Below are 17,384 nucleotides of genomic sequence, written 5' to 3'. Positions count from 1 at the left end.
AGAGCCCGGCCGGGCGACACCCCCGTACGGAACGCCCGCGTACGGAAAATGCCGTGTACGGAACGCCCGAGCAGGGAGCAGCCGCGTACGGGCCGCCCGGTACGGAACGCCTGCGCGCGGCGGCACCCGCCTCAGTTGTGCTGGGCCCAGTCGGGGTAGGGGGCGTAGCCGCCGGTCTCGGCCAACTGCTCGAAGGCGCCGTCGAGATCCTCGGGCAGCAGGCTCCAGACGATGAGGTCGGTGCGGATCTCGGTCCACCCGCCCTCCGGGGGCGCGCCGGCCCGAAGGCTCGCCTCCGGCCGGGGGGCTCCCCAGCCCTCGGTGCGGGTACGCGCTATCCACGCGTTGCGCAGGACGCCTTCGCTGATGCAGCCGAGCTTCTGGGTGACCTGCTGGGCCGCGGTGTTGTCGGCGGCCGTGCGCAGCTCCAGTCGCTCGAACTTCTGGTCCTGGAAGAGCCACTGGGCGAGCGCGAGCAGGGACTCCGAGGCGTAGCCCTCACCGCGTGCCCAGGAGGCGGTGGCGTAGGTGGCCTCCGCCGACAGGACGCGCCAGTCGGTGCCGTGCAGCGCGACGATGCCCACGAGGCGCTGGGTGAGGAACTCCGTGACGGCGAAGACGATGCCCTGGCCGCTGCTGCGCAGTGCGGGGGCGCGGCGGGTGATGAAGTGCCTGGCCTCGGCCTCGGTGTAGGGCAGGGGCTGCGCCATCCAGGCGGTGATCTGGTCGTCGGCCATCATCTCCGTGAGTGCAGGGATGTCCTCTTCCTCGAACGGGCGCAGCACGAGCCGGTCCGTGCTGATCGAGATGTCCGGGAAGGTCGAGGTCATGCGCCGCTCCATACACGTCGGGGTGCACAGCATGCAGCATCGGCACCAGGATGTGCAGCGCCGGGCCCCTCTTGGTGAGGGTGCCCGGCGCCGTTCAAGAGACTTGTCGATACGGGGACTTCCCCGGTTCAGGTCCTGGGGTTCACGATCCCACAGGCCCGAAGGCGGGTTCGATGCCCCCCTTGTACTTGTGCTCGATGAATGTCCTGACCTGGTCGGAGTTCAGGAGTTTGGCCAGCTTCTCGATGCGGGGGTCGTCCTGGTTGCCGTCCTTGACCGCGAGGAAGTTGGCGTAGGGGTTGCCCTTGACCTTCTCCGCGACCAGCGCGTCCTTCGAAGGGTTCAGGCCGGTGTCCACCGCGTAGTTGCCGTTGATCACCGCCGCGTCCACGTCACCGAGCGCGCGGGGCACGGAAGCGGCTTCCAGTTCCTTGAACTTCAGGCCCTTGGTGTCGGATACGTCGCCGAGCGTGGCCTCGGCACCGGCGCCCGACTTGAGGTCGATCACGCCGTTGTCGGCCAGCAGGTGCAGGGCCCGGCCCTCGTTGGTGCTGTCGTTGGGCAGCGCCACGGTCTTGCCCGCGGTGAGGTCCTTGAGGCTCTTGGCCTTCTTGGAGTAGAGGCCCAGCGGCTCCAGCTCGACGTTGACCACGGGCTTGATGTGGGTGTTCTTCTTCTTGTTGAAGTCGTCGAGGTAGGGCTTGTGCTGGAAGAAGTTCGCGTCCACCTCGCCGCTCTCGGTGGCGGTGTTGGGGATGACGTAGTCGTTGAACTTCCGCACCTCCAGCTTGAGTCCCTCCTTCGCGGCGAGGTGCTTTTGCACGTAGTCCAGGATCTCGCCGTGCGGGGTGGGCGAGGCGGCGACCTTGAGGGTCTGCTTGTCGTCGCCGCCCGAGCCGAGCCCGTAGCCGATCAGCGCGAGCGGGACGACGACCGCCACGGCGACGGCCACGGTGCGGGGCCTGCCCAGGCGCGCCAGGGGCCGGCCCGCGCCGTCGGCGCCGCCGCCCCGGTGTGCGGCCAGGCCGCGGACGAGGGCGTCACCGATGAGCTGCACCGCGGTGACGATGACGATCAGGGCGACCACGGTGGCGACCATCACGCTGGTCTCGAAGCGCTGGTAGCCGTACTGCACCGCGACCGAGCCCAGGCCGCCGCCACCGACGGTCCCGGCCATCGCCGAGTACCCGATCAGCACGATGACGGTCGTGGTCAGACCGGCCACCAGGGAGGGCAGCGCCTGCGGCAGCAGGGCCTTGAAGACGACGGTGGGGGTGCCGCCTCCCATTGCCTGCACTGCCTCGACCAGGCCCTTGTCCACCTCGCGGACCGCGGTCTCCACCAGCCGCGCGAAGAACGGGATCGCCCCGATGGCGAGGGGGACGATCGCGGCCGTCGGGCCGATGAAGCTGCCGACGACGACGCGGGTGAAGGGGATCAGCGCGATCAGCAAGATGATGAACGGCAGCGATCTGCCGACGTTCACGATCGCGCTGACGGCCTTGTTGACGACCGTGTTCTGGAGCATGCCGCCCTTGTCGGTGAGCACCAGCAGCACACCGATGGGCAGGCCGCCGATCAGGGCGATCAGCGTGGACCAGCCGACCATGTAGAGCGTGTCCCAGAATCCCTGGGACAGCAGCGGCTGTATTTCGGACCAGCTCACTTGGCACTCTCCTCGGCTCGTGCGGCCTCGTCCTCATCGGGGCTCGCGGCGCCCGAGGCGCGGCTCCCCGCTTCGGACGCGGCGCCGGCGGCGGGCGTGGCGACGGCGGCCACCTCGACGGTCAGGCCCTGCTCGCGCAGGAATCCGATCGGTACGACGTTGTCCTCGAAGCTGCCGGGCAGCTCGATGCGCATCCGGCCGACCTGCTTGCCGGCGACGGTGTCCATGGCGGCGCCGAGGATGGAGATGTCCACGTTGTAGGTCCGCGACAGCTTGGAGATCACCGGCTCGGTGGTGGTCTCGCCGTGGAAGGTGACGTCCACGACAGTACGGCCGGGCGCCGAGGGCACCCCGCCGACCGGGAACAGCTCGCGGGCCAGCTCCGAGCCGGGCGTGGCCAGCAGCTCGGGAACGGTGCCGGACTCGGTGATCCGGCCGCCCTTCATCAGGGCCGCCGAGTCGCACACGGCCTTCACGACCTCCATCTCGTGCGTGATCAGCAGCACGGTCAGGCCGAGTTGCCGGTTCAGGTCGCGCAACAGCTGGAGGACGGAGCGGGTGGTCTCGGGGTCGAGCGCCGAGGTCGCCTCGTCGGACAGCAGCACCTTGGGGTCACCGGCCAGCGCGCGGGCGATGCCGACGCGCTGCTTCTGCCCGCCGGAGAGCTGCGCGGGGTAGCTGCCCGCTTTCTCGGCGAGGCCGACGAGGTCGAGCAGTTCCCTGGCCTTGCGGGTGCGCTCCTGGCCGGAGTGGCCGAGGATCTCCAGCGGCAGTTCGACGTTGCCGAGGACGGTGCGCGAGGAGAGCAGGTTGAAGTGCTGGAAGACCATGCCGATACGGCCGCGGGCCCGGCGCAGTTCCTTGCCGGCGCGCTTGCTGTTGCCGGTGAGGGCCGTCAGCTCCTGGCCGTCCACGGTGACGGTGCCTGCGGTGGGACGCTCCAGCAGGTTCACGCAGCGGATGAGGGAGGACTTGCCGGCACCGCTCTGGCCGACGACGCCGAAGACCTCACCGTCGCGGACGTGCAGATCGACGCCGTCCAGCGCGGTGACTTCCCGGTCCCGGGTGCGATAGACCTTCGTCAGGTCCTTGGTCGTGATCACAGGAACATCCGTGGGTGTTGGTGGGATGAGCGCTTACGTAGCTCATGAGGTGCGCGGTGTCGCGGGACTCCGCGAGAGGCGCGGAGCGCGGCCACACGGCCCCGTGGTGCGGTGGGGTCGGGGGCTGCCGCCAGTGGCGGCGGGATCGGCTCCGGGACGGTGCGGAGTGCGCGGGCGCTGACTCGCTTCGGGGCGCGAGTCGCCTCGGTCAGCTCAGGCGGGGGCCCTCAGCGGGCACACATTCGCCGCGCGGTACGCGAGCAGTCACGCATACGCGGACAACGAGCACCCGGCGCGTGCTTCGCGTCGGTCGCAAGGGTGCGGCAGCTCGTCGTGTTCATGGTGTTCAGTAAAGCAGACCGGAAGGGCCGAACGGAGGCATCTGTCCGCATGCTGGACGCGAACATGGACACCGGCGCTCGATCCCGCCCCCGCCCCCGCCCTCGCGCCCGGCCCGGTCAGCCGGCTGCGGTGAGCGTCACACCGGCCGCTGTGACCTGCGCCGAGACGGCGGAGAGGTTCTCGACCACCACGTCCGCGCGCAGTTCCTCGCGGGCGTGGGTCGTGACCAGCGCCACCGTCCACATGCCGGCCCTGCGGCCCGCCTCCAGCCCGGCCGGGGCGTCCTCGAAGACCACGCACCGGGCCGGATCGGCGCCCAGCTTCCCGGCGGCCAGCAGATAGGGCTCGGGGTCGGGCTTGCCGCGCGTGATGTCGTCCGCGGCGATGACAAGCGGTGCCTCGATGCCCACCGCGCGCAGCCTGGCCTCGGCCAGCTCGCGGGTCGCGGAGGTGACGACGGCCCAGCTGCCCGCCGGCAGCGAGGCCAGCAGCTCGGCGGTGCCGGGCAGCGGGACGACGCCGCCGTGCGCGACGTCCTCGATCTCCATCTCGGCGATCCGCGCGACCGCCTCCGCCACGCGCTCGGGCGGCAGCAGGTCCGCGACGATCTCGGCCGCGGGGCGGCCGTGCAGCTCGACGGCGGCGAAGTCCTCGGCGCTGATCCCGAACTCCCGGGCCCAGGCGCTCCAGCAGCGGAGCACCGATTCCATGGAGGACAGCAAGGTGCCGTCGTTGTCGAACAGCAGGGTCACGGGGGCTTCGATCTTCATGAGGTGCCAGCGTACGACGGCGTACGGGGGCGCGCGCCGGTGGCCTGGAGCGCCCTCTTAGACTCCTGTCCATGCTCACCCCCCTGACGGTCACGCTCGCCGTGGCAGCGCTCGCGCTGGCCGCGTGGTGCGGCTGGGCGGCGTACCGCGACCAGCCGACCAAGGACTGGCACTTCATCGGCATGGCCGTGGTGACGGTTCTCGCGCTGGCGCAGCTCGTGGTGGGGATCGTGCAGCTCGCCGGCGGGCACGACCCGGCGGACGGCGCGGTGATCTTCGTGTCGTACCTGGTCGGGGTCGTGGCGTGTGTGCCGGTTGTGGGACTGATCTCGCTGACGGAGCGCACCAAGTGGGGCTCGCTGACGGTCGTGGCCGGCGCCGTCGTGCTGGCGGTTCTCCAGGTGCGGCTCTACGACATCTGGGGAGGCGGCACCGTTGCCTGAGACGCCGACGGACGCCGCTCCCGCGACTTCACGCGGGGGCATCAGCAGCGGGCCGGGCAAGCTCCTGGTCACGCTGTACGGCATCTTCACGGTGGGCGCGGCCTCGCGCTCCATCGTCCAGCTCTCGACGCGCTTCGACGAGGCGCCGCTGGCCTATGTCCTCTCGGCGGTGGCCGCGCTGGTGTACGCGTTCATCACGCTCTCGCTCGTCCGGGGCGGTGAGGGCGCCCGCAAGGCGGCCCTCATCTGCTGCGCGGTCGAACTGCTCGGCGTCCTGACCGTCGGCACCTGGACCCTCGCCGAGCCCTCGGCCTTCCCCGACGCCACGGTCTGGTCGGACTACGGGATGGGCTACCTGTTCATCCCGGTCGTGCTGCCGGTGACCGGGCTCCTGTGGCTGCGCCGCTCGCGCGCCTCCGAGGACGCCTGAACCACCGTCACGGCGACCACGGCAACAACGCCGGGGGGCGGGGAGCGCGTCCGCGCACACAGCGGATACAGCGACGCCGTGTTCGGCGAGGCCCGTCGGACCCCGCCGAACACGGCGTCAGCCGGCGCCGGTTCGCGCGCACTACGCGCTGGTGGCGTATGTGGTGGCGTCCTTCGCCAGGGAGACCAAGGTGACCTGGCGGTCCAGCTCGGTGCCGACCTGGGCGTAGCCGAACTTGCGGTAGAGGCGGAGGCTGCCCTCACTGCGGCTGCCGGTCACCAAGCGGTAGCGCTTGGCGTCGAATTCGGCGACGAGGCGGTTCTCCACCGCGGCCAGCAGCCGTCCGCCGAGCCCGTGCCCCTGGAGGCGGGGGTGCACGCACAGCCTGCCGATCCGGGCGGTGCCCTCCTCATCGACGACGGCACGGACGGAACCGACGATCTCCTCGCCGAGCCGGGCCACGAGCACACAGCTGTGCGCCAACTCGGCGCGGAAGTCCTCCAGCGTCTGGACCAGCGGCTCGATGCGGTAATCGCCGTACAGCTCGGCCTCGCTCTGGAAGCAGAGGTACTGCAGTTTCAGTATCTGTTCGGCGTCCTGCTCGCTCGCCGCAGAGATGGTCACGCTCATGCCCATGTGCGCATGCCTCCCCAAGTTGTGTGCGCGCGGGCACGCGAGAGTGAGGGTGCCGCGCCCGTGCTGTCTGCCCTGGTGACGCCGGTTGCCTCTCGCACCCTTCCCCTAAGTTCAGGGGGTGCAACCTCCGTCGCGAGCATTCTGCGCAGGCATTCCAGACAACGGGAACGCAGCGGGCCCAGACTGCCCTGTGACATTCCCAACTCATGTGCGATTTCGGGGTATGTGCGGTCTGTTCCGCTCAGCATGGCGCCCAGCAGCGCGGGGCAGCGGCCCGGCAGCCGCGTCACCGCTTCGGTCAGCGTGCGGCGCCGTTCGGCGGCCAGCAGCGGCGCCTCGGCGTCGCTCACGCTGTCTGCCCTGCCGTCGGCCGCGGTGACCCGGTGGGCGTCGGGTGAGCGCGGGACCGGCCGGCGCGCCGAACGGGTCTCCCCCGTCGCGCGGCGCGCGGCCTCGGCTTCGGTTTCGGCCTCGGCACGGACGGCCTGCCGCAGCCAGGCGGCAGGTTCGGCGGGAAGCCCGTGCCTGCTCAGGTGTTCCAGCCAGCGCAGCCACACGCTCTGCCGCAGGTCCTCGGCCTCGGTACCGGGGTGTGCGGCGGCCTCCGCCGAGCACTCGGCGTGCAGCAGCGCGCGCAGCCGCGCGTCCAGCAGGGTGGGTTCCGTCATACGCCGCTGCACGCGTACCGCCCGCCCCGTGGTTGCGGAGCGGGCGGCATGTCACCCGCAGGTGCGGCGCGTGAAGGCTTGCCGGATCTGCCGGAGGACCGCCACCGGCTTGCGGGGGCGTGTCCAGGAGGCTCAGCCGCGGCCCCGGAATTCCTCGGCGGCCAGCAGCGCGGTGTCGCAGTTGTCGGAGAAGAGGCCGTCGATGCCGGTGGCGAAGTAGCGCTTGAAGAGGCCGAACGCGTCACCGTAGTCGTTGGGGTCCTGGCCCCTGCGGAAGTCGACGGGCAAGAAGGTGTTCTCGTTGCGCACGGTGTAGGGGTGCAGCAGCAGCTTCCGCGCGTGCGCGTCCCGCACCAGCGTGGTCGGCTCGCCCAGAGTGCCGTCCGTGTTGCGCGGGATCACGAGTTCCAGGGTGGGCCCGATGCCCTGGGCGAATTCGGCGATCCACTGGAGGCCCTCGGGCTTGACCAGGTCGGCGACGGTGCGCGGGTCGCCGGATTCCACGAAGTCCCAGGGCCGGGTGGTGAGAGCGCCGAGCAGGACGACACCGGGGCAGTCCACCAGCTTGCCCAGCTTGGCGATGCTGCTGGGCTCGAAGGACTGCACGAAGTTCGGCGAGTGTGCCTTGTGGCGGCCATAGCGGCGCAGCAGCTTGGCGAGGGGCTTTTCCAGGGCGAGGCCGAGCTTGGCGAAGTAGGTGGGGTGCTTGGTCTCCACATGGAGCCAGACACGACGCCCGCGCCGCCGTCCCTGCTCCTCGGCCCAGTCGAGGACCTCCTCGAAGGTGGGCACCTCCCAGCGGCCGTTGTAGAGCGTGTTGTGCTGACGCTGCGCGGGGATGCGCTCCTTGGCGCGCAGTGTCTTCAGCTCCCGGAGCGTGAAGTCCTCGGTGAACCAGCCGGTCAGCTTCGCCCCGTCAACGGTTTTGGTGGCCTTGCGGGAGGCGAACTCGGGGTGGTCGGCGACGTCCGTCGTCGCGGTGATGTCGTTCTCGTGACGGCACACCAGGTGCCCGTCCTTGGTGGGGACGAGATCCTGCTCGATGACGTCGGCACCCATGTCGATGGCGAGCTGGTAGGAGCCGAGGGTGTGCTCGGGGCGGTAGCCGCTGGTGCCGCGGTGGGCGATGACGGCGGGGAAGGGGAGTTCGCCGCCTCCGTGCCGGTCGCGGGAGCGTCCCGCGGAGGCCGCCTCGTCCCCGGCCGCGTGCGCCGTACCGGTGCCCAGCGCCATCGCGCCCGCGCCCGCCGCGCCCAGTACCGCCGCCCCGAGCAGGGTTCTGCGGCCCGGCTGCTGCTCCTCTTCCATGCGCTCTCCTCAACTCCGTGGCACCGGCGACCGGCACCTGCCGAACGTCGGGCCGATCGTAGGACCGTCGGAACAGCGCCGGGGAGACATGAGGCGGAACATGAGGGAAACACGCGTCTGATGGTGGACGGTGGCATATCAGGGACGGCCGCGCGTGCGGGCGAACCGAGAGAACAGAGAACGCGCACAGGGCACGGCCGTCTCCCGGGAGACGGCCGTGTGCGGCGAGAGGCTGGGGAAGGCCGCGTGCGCAATAGGGGCGTAAACCACGTCAACTCTTCGTATCGGTGCAATGAACCCGGCGTGCGACTCACCGGTAGCGGCGAGTATCGTCCTCATCTGCGCGTCCGTGCGCATGACCGATACCGACTGGGCGGAGGGTCCGTTGTCCCGTTTCCGACTGCTCAAGGCAGTGCTCGGCCCGCTTCTTCGCGTGCTGTTCAGGCCGAAGGTCGAAGGGGCCGACCGTATCCCTGGTTCGGGTCCGGTGATCCTGGCGGGCAATCACCTCACGTTCATCGACTCGATGATTCTGCCGTTGGTCACCACCCGCCAGGTCTTCTTCATCGGCAAGGACGAGTACGTCACCGGCAAAAGCTTCAAGGGCCGCCTCATGGCCTGGTTCTTCACCGGCGTCGGCATGATCCCGGTGGACCGGGACGGCGGGCGCGGCGGCGTCGCGGCCCTGATGACCGGGCGGCGCGTGCTGGAGGAAGGCAACCTCTTCGCGATCTACCCCGAGGGCACCCGCTCCCCCGACGGACGGCTGTACCGGGGACGTACGGGCATCGCGCGGCTCGCCCTGATGACGGGCGCCCCGGTGGTGCCGTTCGCCATGATCGGCACCGACGCGGTGCAGCCGGGCGGCAAGGGCCTGCCCAAGATCGGCGGCGGTCGTAGGATCGCGGTGCGCTTCGGTGAGCCGCTGGACTTCTCCCGCTACGACGGCATGGACCGCGACCGCTATGTGCTGCGCGCCGTGACCGACGAGGTCATGAGCGAGGTGATGCGGCTGTCCGGCCAGGAGTACGTGGACATCTACGCCACCAAGGCGAAGGCCGCCTAGCGGTCCCCCCGGACCCGGGCGGGCGGACCCCACCCGGAGCCCGCCCGCGCGTCCGCCGTAACGGGCGGGTCCACAGCGGCGCCAGGCCCATGGGCCTGCCTGCCTCCCCTCCTCACGCGTACCCCTCGCTAGTCCTCCGGGATTTCACCGAGCCGCTGCCCGCGCAGCAGCCACCAGGCCAGCACCGCCGCGGCGAGCAGGATGACCGCGCCTGCGCCCGCCCCGAAGCGCAGGCCCTCGGTGAAGGTGTCCCGCGCGGTGGCCAGCAGCTGCTCCCCCGGTGCCCCGCCCAGTGAGTGCGCGCTCTGCACGGCCTCCCCCAGCGAGTGTCTGGCCTCCTCGGCGGCTGCCTCGGGCACGCCTGCCGGGGTGACGAAGGAGCGGTAGACACCCGTGACGACCGACCCCAGCAGCGCGATACCGAGCGCGGCTCCCAGTTCGTACGCCGTCTCGGAGACGGCGGAGGCGGCGCCGGCCTGCTCCTTGGGGACGCTGGAGAGGATGACGTCCGCTGTCACGGTGAAGGCCAGCCCCGCGCCGAGGCCGACGACCAGGAGCACGCTGCCCAGCAGCAGGTAGCCGGTCGTCGCCTGGAGCCAGAGGCAGGCCCCCAGTGCCAGGCCGACGGCGGCCAGCCCTCCCGAGACGGCACCGCGCACCGAGATACGCCGCGCCACGGTGCCCGCGAGCAGACCCGCGGCCACCGAACCGATCGCGGCGGGCAATTCGGCCAGTCCTGCCTGAAAAGGGCTGCGGGACTGGACCATCTGGAGGAACTGGGACAAGAAGAAGACCAGCCCCGACAGCCCCAGGATGGTCAGCAGATCGGCCAGGACGGCGCCGGTGAAGCCCCTGTTCTTGAACAGCCGCATGTCCAGCAGCGGGTGGGGCAGCCGCAGCTGGCGCCGTACGAAAACGATCAGCGCGGCCACACCCACCACGGCGCCGGCGGCGATGTCCCAGCGCAGACCGTAGGCCGCCGCCTCCTTGACCGCGTAGACGAGGGCGATGATGCCGACCATGGACAGGCCCACACTCGGCAGGTCCCAGGGGCCGGGGGCCGGGTTCTTCGACTCGGGCAGCAGCTTGATGCCGACCAGGACGAGGAGGGCCATCACGGGCAGGTTGATCAAGAAGACCGAGCCCCACCAATAGTGCTCCAGCAGGAATCCGCCGACGAGGGGGCCGACGGCGGTGCCCGCGGCCGTCATGGCTCCCCAGATACCGACGGCCAGGCTGCGCTCGCGCGGGTCGGGGAAGATGTTGCGGATCAGTGCGAGCGTGGAGGGCATCAAGGTGGCGCCCGCGACGCCCATCAGGGCCCGCCACAGGATCATCGTCTCCGCGCTGCTCGCGTAGGCGGTGAGGACCGAGATGCCGCCGAACGCGACCGAGCCGGTCAGCAGCAGCTTCTTGCGGCCGATGCGGTCGCCCAGGCTGCCCATGGAGACCAGGAACCCGGCGATGACGAAGGAGTAGACGTCGCCGATCCACAGCAGCTGGGTGCTGGAGGGGCGCAGGTCTTCGCTGAGGAAGGGCGCTGCCAGGCCGAGGACGGTGACGTCGATGCCCACCAGCAGCACGGCCAGCACCAGGACCGCGAGCGCGACCCAGCGCAGCCGGGTCGAGTGGGGCTGGGGCTCGGCACCCCGGGGGCCGGAGCCGGGCCCGGCGATCTTGCTGCTCATCTCTCCATGCTCCGTCGTGCGCCGCCGAGCAGCAGCTCAGCGGTCATGTGGGTGGAGTCGCGCGCGGCGACCCTGCCGTCCTGGACAGCCCAGGCGGACGCGGTGATCAGCGCGTAGAGCGCCTCGGTCAGCCAGGCGGGGGTCAGGTCGAGCCGGAAGGTCCCCTCGGCCTGGCCGCGCCGGAAGAGGGCGCTGATGCGCTCGTCGATCCTCATCCAGCCCTCGTGCTGTTCTCCCGGTTCGAACAGCTGGTTCTCGGTGACGAGGAAGCCGAGGAACCCGGCGAGGGGTTCGGTCTCGGCGATGAGGCGGCGTACCGCGTCGGCGGCGTCCCCCTCGTCCGTCCCGGCCGCGTCCAGCGCCGCTTCCAGACGGCGGTGGCCCAGCTGTTCGAGCGCGCGTATCAGCGCGTCGCGGCCCGCGAAGTGCCGGTGCAAGGTGGCGCGGCTGATCCGTGCGGCCTTGGCGATGTCGTCCATGGACGAGGTGGGGCGCCGGGTCAGCACTTCCGCCGCGGTGCTCAGCAGCTCTTCCCTGTCCAGATTCATGCGACAAGGTTAGACCGTTTGAGACACCACTGTCGCACACGAGACAGAGAAGTGGCCCCGCCGCACGCGAGGGCGAGCGGCGGGGCCCAGTGCTCAGGATCCCCCCTCGGGGGCGGGCCTCAACGCCAGGCGCAACTGCCCGACGTGGCACCGTGCTCGAGGGCACGGGCCGCCTCGTTCCCGGGCAGCACCCGGGTCTTCTTGCCCGTGCACACCGGGGTGCGGTCGGCGTAGCCGGCCATGTCCAGCAGGATCTGGTCCCAGTGGCGGTATTGCACGTCGTGGCCGCTGTCGTCGTACTTCCGGGTGACCGGCTTCTTCGGCAGTGCCTCGCTCCAGCGGGCCTGGGTGGCGGGAGGCACGGAGGCGTCCTTGAGGCCGGTGTAGACGTACACCGGCGCCTTCAGCCGCGACATGTCGGGGCCGGGCCGCTCGCAGTAGAGCTTCTGCTCATGGACCTGCGCGGACGGGTCGCCCTTCTGGCCGCGCAGGTAGTACGAGCGCGCGCCGTCCTCCTCGGCCGTGTCGGTGAAGCCGGGAATCTTGTGCATGGGGCTGTCGGCGGGGTAGCCCCACCACTTGCGGGGGTCGCGGATCTGCTCGCCGAAGTACTCCGTCAGCTCCTTGTCGCTCTTGCCGCAGTAGTCGGCCTTCGCCCCGTACGGCGGGAGCGCCGCCGCCAGGTGGAGGGAGGCGATCCGGCCGGGCGCCTCGGCGGCGAAGTGCGCGGCGTAGGGGCCGCCGCCGGAGATCGCGACGACGGCCGCCTTGCGCACGCCCAGCTTGTCCAGGACGGCCTTGACGTCGGAGGTGTAGTCCTCGAAGCCGAGCGACTTGTCGAACTCGGTGTCGCCGAAGCCGTTGCGCTCGACGGATATGACGCGCTGGTTCAGCTTCTCCCGGGTGGTGCGCAGGAATTCGGTCATGCCGGCGGCACGCGCGGTGGTGCCGGTGCCGCCCATGAAGACGACCGGGTCGCCGTGCTTCTCCCCGGTGTCGCTGTAGTGCACGGTGCGGCCGGCGTGTTCGATCTGGTGCATCGGCGGGCCGAGGGGGTCGAACTCGTTCTGGACGACGGGCTCGGGGCGGCTCCCGGCCTCGGCGTGGGAAGCTCCCGCGGTGAATCCGACGGCGCCCGCGACCGCTGCCACGGAGAGGGTGAACGCCACTGCGGCTGTCGATGCCTTTTTCATTTCCTGGTCTCCCGGTTGTCAATGTGCGACGGGGGACCTGCCCGGAATCCGGAATGTCATGCTCACTAGAAGCTCATGACCTGGGGTTTCCCCGTGCCCCCTGTCGGCATCGGGGCTCGCTCGTCAGTGCCAGGGCAGCTCGGAGCGGTACTGCCAGTAGGCCGCCGGATCCTCCACGAGGCCCGCCAGCGAGGCGAGTTGGGACTCCTCCAGGTCGGCCGCCGCACCCAGCAGATTGGAGTGCAGCTCACCGACGGTGGCGGCGCCCGAGAGCACGACACTGGCCCAGGGCATGCGCAGTACGGCGGCCAGGGCGACCGCGTCGGGTGTCGTGCCCGCCGCCTCGGCCACCTCGCGCAGTGGGCCGGGCGCGTGACCCGCCGCGAGCCTGCCGTTCGCCATGCCCTCCTTCACGATGACGCTCAGCCCCGCGTCGTGTGCCTCGGCCAGCGCGGGGCCGGCCGAGGGCTCCAGGAGGTTGTAGGTGCTCTGGACGGTACGGAAGAGGGGCTCGCCGGCGACGGTGACCGACAGCGCGGCGCGGATCGCCTCCGCCTGCGCGGGGCCGCTGGTGCTGAAGCCGATGGTGACGCCCTCGGCCGCCAGTTCGGCCAGCCGCTCGTGGAGCGCCGTGTCGCTCAGGGCCGGGCTCTGCGGGGTGAGGGAGTGGATCTGGTAAAGGTCCAGCCGCTCCCCCAGCAGTTCGCGGGTCTCGGCCAGCTGCCGCTCGTACGCCGCGAGCCCGTGGTCCTTGACCTCGTGGACGTCGGCCTCGGTACGCCATTCCCCGACGTAGGCGTAGCCCCACTTGCTGCCGACGACCACGTCCTGGATCTCCGGGTGCTCTGCGAGCCAGCCCGCCAGGAATTCCTCGGCGCGGCCGTAGGAGCGGGCCGCGTCCAGATAGCGCACGCCCTGCGCGTAGGCGGCGTCGAGGAGTTCGTGGGTGCGGGCGCGCAGCGCCTCGGGGCTGCGGTCGCCGGGCAGTTCGGCGTCCCGGTCGAGGGTGAGGTAGGCGGGGCGTCCGATCGCGGCGAGGCCCAGCCCGAGGTGGGCTGTCGGGGTCGTCGCCGAGGCGAGGCGGGTCAGGGGCATGGCGTCTCCCGGCAGGCGGCTGGGTGGGAGGCCCTACCGTACCGGGCAGCGTGCGGGCCCCCGCACATCGGTGCGGGGGCCCGTGTGTCCGTGCGGACCACGGTGCGTCAGGGTGCGGCGGGGCGCCGGGCTCAGCGCTGAGCAGCGCCGCTCGGGACCCTCGGGCCCGCTCAGGTCCGCTCAGCGCTTGGCATCGGCCCAGTCGCGCTGGAGGTCCAGGTCGGCGCGGAAGTCGGCGAGCTGCGCGGCGACAGCCGACGGCGCCGTGCCGCCGCGTCCGTCGCGGGCGGCGAGCGCGCCGGGGACGTTGAGCACGGTGCGCACCTGCGGGCTCAGGTGCGGGGAGATCGCGGCGAACTGCTCGTCGGTGAGCTGGTCCAACTCGATGCCCTCGCGCTCGCAGACCTTCACGCACTCGCCCGCGACCTCGTGGGCGACCCGGAAGGGGACGCCCCGCTTGACCAGCCACTCGGCGATGTCGGTCGCCAGCGAGAAGCCCGCGGGCGCCAGTTCACCCATCCGGTCGCCGTGCACCGTGAGCGTGGCCATCATGCCGGTGAAGGCGGGCAGCAGGATCTCCAGCTGGTCGATGGAGTCGAAGACCGGCTCCTTGTCCTCCTGGAGGTCCCGGTTGTAGGCGAGCGGCAGCGCCTTGAGCGTGGCCATCAGGCCCGTCAGATTGCCGATCAGCCGGCCCGACTTGCCGCGCGCCAGCTCCGCGATGTCGGGGTTCTTCTTCTGCGGCATGATCGAGGAGCCGGTGGAGAACGCGTCGTGGAGGGTCACGAAGGAGAACTCCTTGGTGTTCCACAGGATGATCTCTTCCGCGATCTTCGAGACATCGACGCCGATCATCGCGGTGACGAAGGCGAACTCCGCGGCGAAGTCGCGCGCGGCCGTGCCGTCGATCGAGTTGGCCGAACTGCCGCGCTCGAAGCCGAGGTCGGCGGCGACCGCCTCCGGGTCGAGCCCCAGCGAGGAGCCGGCGAGCGCCCCCGAGCCGTAGGGCGAGACCGCCGTCCGCGCGTCCCACTGGCGCAGCCGCTCCGCGTCCCGGGACAGGGCCTGGGCGTGGGCGAGCACATGGTGCGCGAACAGCACCGGCTGGGCGTGCTGGAGGTGGGTGCGGCCGGGCATGGCCACCTCGGGGTGCGCCTCGGCCAGCCCCACCAGGGCACCCTGGAGGTCGGCGAGGAGCCCGCCGAGCACCCGGGCGTGGTCGCGCAGGTACATCCTGAAGAGGGTGGCCACCTGGTCGTTGCGGGAGCGGCCGGCGCGCAGCTTGCCGCCCAGTTCGGCGCCGAGGCGCTCCAGCAGGCCGCGCTCCAGCGCTGTGTGCACGTCCTCGTCGGCGACGGTGCCCACGAACGAGCCGTCAGCGACGTCCCGTTCGAGCTGGTCGAGCCCCTCCAGCATGCGCCGCAGCTCGTCCTCGGTGAGCAGCTCCGCCGCGTGGAGTACGCGGGCGTGGGCACGGGAGCCGGCGATGTCGTAGGGCGCCAGGCGCCAGTCGAAGTGGACGGAGGCGGAGAGCTTCTCCAGCGCCTCGCTGGGACCGTCGGCGAACCGGCCGCCCCAGAGGCGGACGTCGCCGCCGTTGTTGTCGTTGTCAGTGCTGCTCACTGTGTGCGCTGCTCCTGGGTGCGTGCGGTTGCTTCGCTGACTGCGGGTCGCCGCGCGTACGGTCGCGCGCCCTGGCGCACGGCAGCACGCGCGGTGACCCGAGACTATGCCGGGTCACGCCGTGCCGTGAATGTGCCGCCCGGACCGGAATCGCCGGTACGCTAGACAGCATAAGTATGCATTCCTCTGCATGTTTCGTCAACGCGTGGCCGGGGCGCCGCCTCCGCCCCTCACCCTTACTCTCACGCCCGCTTCTCCAGCTCCTCCTCCAGCACCCGGGCATGGGAGAGCGAGGGCTCCTTCGTGGCGGTCAGCAGGGTCAGCGTGCCGCCGCGCGGGGCATGGGCGAGCAGGTCCGCCAGCGCCTGCTCGCCCTCCTCGGTCTCCAGCTCGGCGCGGTAGCGGGCCGCGAAGCCCTCGAAGCGCTCCGGGTCGTGCCCGTACCACTTGCGCAGCTCGGTACTGGGCGCCACGGCCTTCTCCCAGGCGTCCAGCGCCGCGCGCTCCTTGGACTCGCCGCGCGGCCACACACGGTCCACGAGGACTCGCACTCCGTCCTCACCGGGCTCCGGGTCCTCGTAGACGCGGCGGACTCGTACAGTCAACTTCTTGCGAGAGGTCATGAATTCAGGGTGCGGGCGCCGCGCCGTCTTCGCATGTTGACACGTCTCACATTGTGCGGGCGACGTCCCTCCACGACCGGCATCCCGAGTCTCGCGCGACTGCTGCGACACCTCCTGGGCCCCGTCCACACCACCGCCCGCTTCGCGCTGCGCGGCCCCGCCAAGGGCGAAGCGCCGTGGACCCGCGCAACAAGGCCGCAGGTCACATCGCGAGACGCCCTTGCGTGTACGCGCCAACAGGCGTTTTCTCACACGGTGCGAAGTGACAGAACCGAACAGCCCGACACCGGCGCCGACGCCACCGAGACCACGAGCGGCAGCACCGCCGAGGCGCGGGGCGCCCGCCGCGCGGTGACCCTCTTCCCCCTCCTCGTACTTCTCGCCGGAGTCCTCGGCCTGGTGAGTCCGGGGACGTTCTCCGGCGGCGGCGAGGCGGTGCCCTACCTCCTCGGCGTGGTGATGTTCTGCATGGGCGTGACGATGACGCCGCAGGACTTCAAGGGCGTCGCCAAGCGGCCGTGGGCGGTCGCGCTCGGCCTGGTGGCGCACTACATATTCATGCCGGGGCTGGGCTGGCTGATCGCACACGCCCTGCACCTGTCGCCACAGCTCGCGGCCGGCGTGATCCTCGTGGGCTGCGCCCCCAGCGGTACCGCCTCGAACGTGGTGACCTATCTGGCCAGGGGCGATGTGGCACTGTCCGTGTCCGTGGCCACCGTCTCCACGGTGGTGGCCCCGCTGGTGACGCCACCGCTGACGCTGCTGCTCGCGGGCGAGTACCTGCCGGTGGACGCCGGCTCGATGGTGACCGACATCCTCAAGACGGTGCTGCTGCCCGTACTCGCCGGGCTGCTGGTCCGGCTGGTCGCGGCGCGGCTGGTGAAGCGGGCGCTGCCGGTGCTGCCGTGGCTCTCGGCGCTGACCATCGCGGTGATCGTCGCCGTGGTGGTGGCGGGCAGCGCGGACGCCATCAAGTCGGCTGCCTTGATGGTGCTGCTCGCGGTCGTCCTGCACAACGGCCTGGGGCTCGCCCTGGGGTACGGCGCCGGACGGCTCGCCGGGCTGGGCGAGCCCGCCAGCCGCGCCATGTCCTTCGAGGTCGGAATGCAGAACTCCGGCCTGGCGGCCTCGCTGGCCACCGCCCACTTCAGCCCGCTGGCCGCCCTGCCCGCCGCGGTCTTCTCGGTGTGGCACAACGTTTCCGGGGCCCTGGCGGCGGCCTGGCTCTCCCGGCGGGGCCGCTAGCCGCTGGGCGGGCAGCGGCCCCGGGGGCCTGTCCCCCGCGCCGCGGCTTCCCGGAGCCTGCCGGGAGGGCACGGCGCTGTCGCCCTCTTTCCTGGTGCTGTGTAGGG

At 71.2% G+C, this 17,384-nt stretch carries 17 protein-coding genes and 1 pseudogene; 4 read left to right on the top strand and 14 right to left on the bottom strand.

The genetic code is table 11. The annotated features are described in order from the left end of the window. Window positions 1–131: 131 nt before the first annotated feature. The 5 genes and pseudogenes from ABD339_RS01280 to ABD339_RS01260 all read right to left on the bottom strand — a co-directional run bounded on the left by ABD339_RS01280 (window position 132) and on the right by ABD339_RS01260 (window position 4,711). Window positions 132–830 carry a GNAT family N-acetyltransferase gene (locus ABD339_RS01280; RefSeq protein ID WP_344561215.1) on the bottom strand — a complete coding sequence of 233 codons (699 nt, stop codon included), beginning with the start codon at window positions 828–830 and terminating at the stop codon, window positions 132–134. Window positions 831–972: 142 nt separating this feature from the next. Further along, window positions 973–1,809: a MetQ/NlpA family ABC transporter substrate-binding protein gene (locus ABD339_RS01275; protein WP_425575858.1), complete on the bottom strand. Its 837-nt coding sequence runs from the start codon at window positions 1,807–1,809 to the stop codon at window positions 973–975. 27 nt (window positions 1,810–1,836) lie between these two features. Beyond that, window positions 1,837–2,496: pseudogene (locus ABD339_RS01270) on the bottom strand (methionine ABC transporter permease); the annotation flags it as partial. Beyond that, window positions 2,493–3,599 (bottom strand): methionine ABC transporter ATP-binding protein, encoded by a 1,107-nt coding sequence (locus ABD339_RS01265; protein WP_344561213.1) that lies wholly within the window; start codon window positions 3,597–3,599, stop codon window positions 2,493–2,495. The pseudogene ABD339_RS01270 and the gene ABD339_RS01265, both read right to left, overlap by 4 nt. A gap of 458 nt (window positions 3,600–4,057) precedes the next feature. Next, window positions 4,058–4,711 carry an HAD-IA family hydrolase gene (locus ABD339_RS01260; protein ID WP_344561211.1) on the bottom strand — a complete coding sequence of 218 codons (654 nt, stop codon included), beginning with the start codon at window positions 4,709–4,711 and terminating at the stop codon, window positions 4,058–4,060. A 71-nt stretch (window positions 4,712–4,782) separates the two neighbouring features. Between ABD339_RS01260 and ABD339_RS01255 the strand changes: the two genes are divergently transcribed. After that, window positions 4,783–5,154, top strand: a complete 372-nt coding sequence (locus ABD339_RS01255) for a hypothetical protein (protein ID WP_344561209.1) — start codon at window positions 4,783–4,785, stop codon at window positions 5,152–5,154. Further along, the gene (locus ABD339_RS01250) at window positions 5,147–5,584 is read left to right on the top strand and encodes a hypothetical protein (RefSeq protein ID WP_344561207.1); all 438 of its coding nucleotides are present in this window, start codon (window positions 5,147–5,149) and stop codon (window positions 5,582–5,584) included. The genes ABD339_RS01255 and ABD339_RS01250 overlap by 8 nt, the downstream gene beginning before the upstream one ends. A 141-nt stretch (window positions 5,585–5,725) precedes the next feature. Here ABD339_RS01250 and ABD339_RS01245 read toward each other — a convergent pair whose 3' ends face one another. From ABD339_RS01245 to ABD339_RS01235, 3 genes are all read right to left on the bottom strand, one after another. Continuing rightward, window positions 5,726–6,220 carry a GNAT family N-acetyltransferase gene (locus ABD339_RS01245; protein ID WP_344561205.1) on the bottom strand — a complete coding sequence of 165 codons (495 nt, stop codon included), beginning with the start codon at window positions 6,218–6,220 and terminating at the stop codon, window positions 5,726–5,728. Further along, window positions 6,211–6,888, bottom strand: a complete 678-nt coding sequence (locus ABD339_RS01240) for an RNA polymerase sigma factor (RefSeq protein WP_344561203.1) — start codon at window positions 6,886–6,888, stop codon at window positions 6,211–6,213. Before ABD339_RS01240 ends, ABD339_RS01245 begins: the two co-directional genes overlap by 10 nt. 132 nt (window positions 6,889–7,020) lie before the next feature. After that, a complete protein-coding gene (locus ABD339_RS01235) occupies window positions 7,021–8,196 on the bottom strand; it encodes a glycerophosphodiester phosphodiesterase (protein WP_344561201.1) in 1,176 nt (391 codons plus the stop codon). 385 nt (window positions 8,197–8,581) lie between these two features. On the opposite strand from ABD339_RS01235, the gene ABD339_RS01230 reads away from it, so the two are divergent. Continuing rightward, window positions 8,582–9,262: a lysophospholipid acyltransferase family protein gene (locus tag ABD339_RS01230; protein WP_344561199.1), complete on the top strand. Its 681-nt coding sequence runs from the start codon at window positions 8,582–8,584 to the stop codon at window positions 9,260–9,262. A gap of 128 nt (window positions 9,263–9,390) precedes the next feature. Here ABD339_RS01230 and ABD339_RS01225 read toward each other — a convergent pair whose 3' ends face one another. The 6 genes from ABD339_RS01225 to ABD339_RS01200 form a co-directional block, all read right to left on the bottom strand. Further along, window positions 9,391–10,950, bottom strand: a complete 1,560-nt coding sequence (locus ABD339_RS01225) for an MFS transporter (RefSeq protein ID WP_344561197.1) — start codon at window positions 10,948–10,950, stop codon at window positions 9,391–9,393. Beyond that, the gene (locus ABD339_RS01220) at window positions 10,947–11,498 is read right to left on the bottom strand and encodes a TetR/AcrR family transcriptional regulator (RefSeq protein ID WP_344561195.1); all 552 of its coding nucleotides are present in this window, start codon (window positions 11,496–11,498) and stop codon (window positions 10,947–10,949) included. Before ABD339_RS01220 ends, ABD339_RS01225 begins: the two co-directional genes overlap by 4 nt. Window positions 11,499–11,617: 119 nt before the next feature. Continuing rightward, on the bottom strand, window positions 11,618–12,691 hold the full coding sequence (locus ABD339_RS01215) for an alpha/beta fold hydrolase (RefSeq protein ID WP_344561193.1): 1,074 nt from the start codon (window positions 12,689–12,691) through the stop codon (window positions 11,618–11,620). Between the two features lie 123 nt (window positions 12,692–12,814). Beyond that, window positions 12,815–13,786 carry an aldo/keto reductase gene (locus ABD339_RS01210; RefSeq protein ID WP_344561191.1) on the bottom strand — a complete coding sequence of 324 codons (972 nt, stop codon included), beginning with the start codon at window positions 13,784–13,786 and terminating at the stop codon, window positions 12,815–12,817. A gap of 180 nt (window positions 13,787–13,966) precedes the next feature. After that, window positions 13,967–15,409 carry an argininosuccinate lyase gene (argH, locus tag ABD339_RS01205; protein ID WP_344561189.1) on the bottom strand — a complete coding sequence of 481 codons (1,443 nt, stop codon included), beginning with the start codon at window positions 15,407–15,409 and terminating at the stop codon, window positions 13,967–13,969. Between the two features lie 242 nt (window positions 15,410–15,651). Next, window positions 15,652–16,032: a DUF488 domain-containing protein gene (locus ABD339_RS01200; RefSeq protein ID WP_344561187.1), complete on the bottom strand. Its 381-nt coding sequence runs from the start codon at window positions 16,030–16,032 to the stop codon at window positions 15,652–15,654. 255 nt (window positions 16,033–16,287) lie between these two features. On the opposite strand from ABD339_RS01200, the gene ABD339_RS01195 reads away from it, so the two are divergent. After that, on the top strand, window positions 16,288–17,277 hold the full coding sequence (locus ABD339_RS01195) for a bile acid:sodium symporter family protein (protein ID WP_425575848.1): 990 nt from the start codon (window positions 16,288–16,290) through the stop codon (window positions 17,275–17,277). The last annotated feature ends 107 nt before the right edge of the window (window positions 17,278–17,384 follow it).

This window comes from Streptomyces axinellae (assembly GCF_039532135.1).
GTDB classification, from domain to species: Bacteria; Actinomycetota; Actinomycetes; order Streptomycetales; family Streptomycetaceae; genus Streptomyces; species Streptomyces axinellae.
This window is presented reverse-complemented; position numbering and strand designations above follow the sequence as displayed.

Excerpts from the sequence above, each read along its gene's own strand:
- ABD339_RS01255 (WP_344561209.1), top strand. The coding sequence starts at position 4,783 with ATGCTCACCCCCCTGACGGTCACGCTCGCCGTGGCAGCGCTCGCGCTG.
- ABD339_RS01245 (WP_344561205.1), bottom strand. The coding sequence starts at position 6,220 with ATGGGCATGAGCGTGACCATCTCTGCGGCGAGCGAGCAGGACGCCGAA.
- ABD339_RS01260 (WP_344561211.1), bottom strand. The coding sequence starts at position 4,711 with ATGAAGATCGAAGCCCCCGTGACCCTGCTGTTCGACAACGACGGCACC.
- ABD339_RS01235 (WP_344561201.1), bottom strand. The coding sequence starts at position 8,196 with ATGGAAGAGGAGCAGCAGCCGGGCCGCAGAACCCTGCTCGGGGCGGCG.
- ABD339_RS01280 (WP_344561215.1), bottom strand. The coding sequence starts at position 830 with ATGACCTCGACCTTCCCGGACATCTCGATCAGCACGGACCGGCTCGTG.
- ABD339_RS01240 (WP_344561203.1), bottom strand. The coding sequence starts at position 6,888 with ATGACGGAACCCACCCTGCTGGACGCGCGGCTGCGCGCGCTGCTGCAC.
- ABD339_RS01215 (WP_344561193.1), bottom strand. The coding sequence starts at position 12,691 with ATGAAAAAGGCATCGACAGCCGCAGTGGCGTTCACCCTCTCCGTGGCA.
- ABD339_RS01225 (WP_344561197.1), bottom strand. The coding sequence starts at position 10,950 with ATGAGCAGCAAGATCGCCGGGCCCGGCTCCGGCCCCCGGGGTGCCGAG.
- ABD339_RS01200 (WP_344561187.1), bottom strand. The coding sequence starts at position 16,032 with ATGACCTCTCGCAAGAAGTTGACTGTACGAGTCCGCCGCGTCTACGAG.
- ABD339_RS01210 (WP_344561191.1), bottom strand. The coding sequence starts at position 13,786 with ATGCCCCTGACCCGCCTCGCCTCGGCGACGACCCCGACAGCCCACCTC.
- ABD339_RS01220 (WP_344561195.1), bottom strand. The coding sequence starts at position 11,498 with ATGAATCTGGACAGGGAAGAGCTGCTGAGCACCGCGGCGGAAGTGCTG.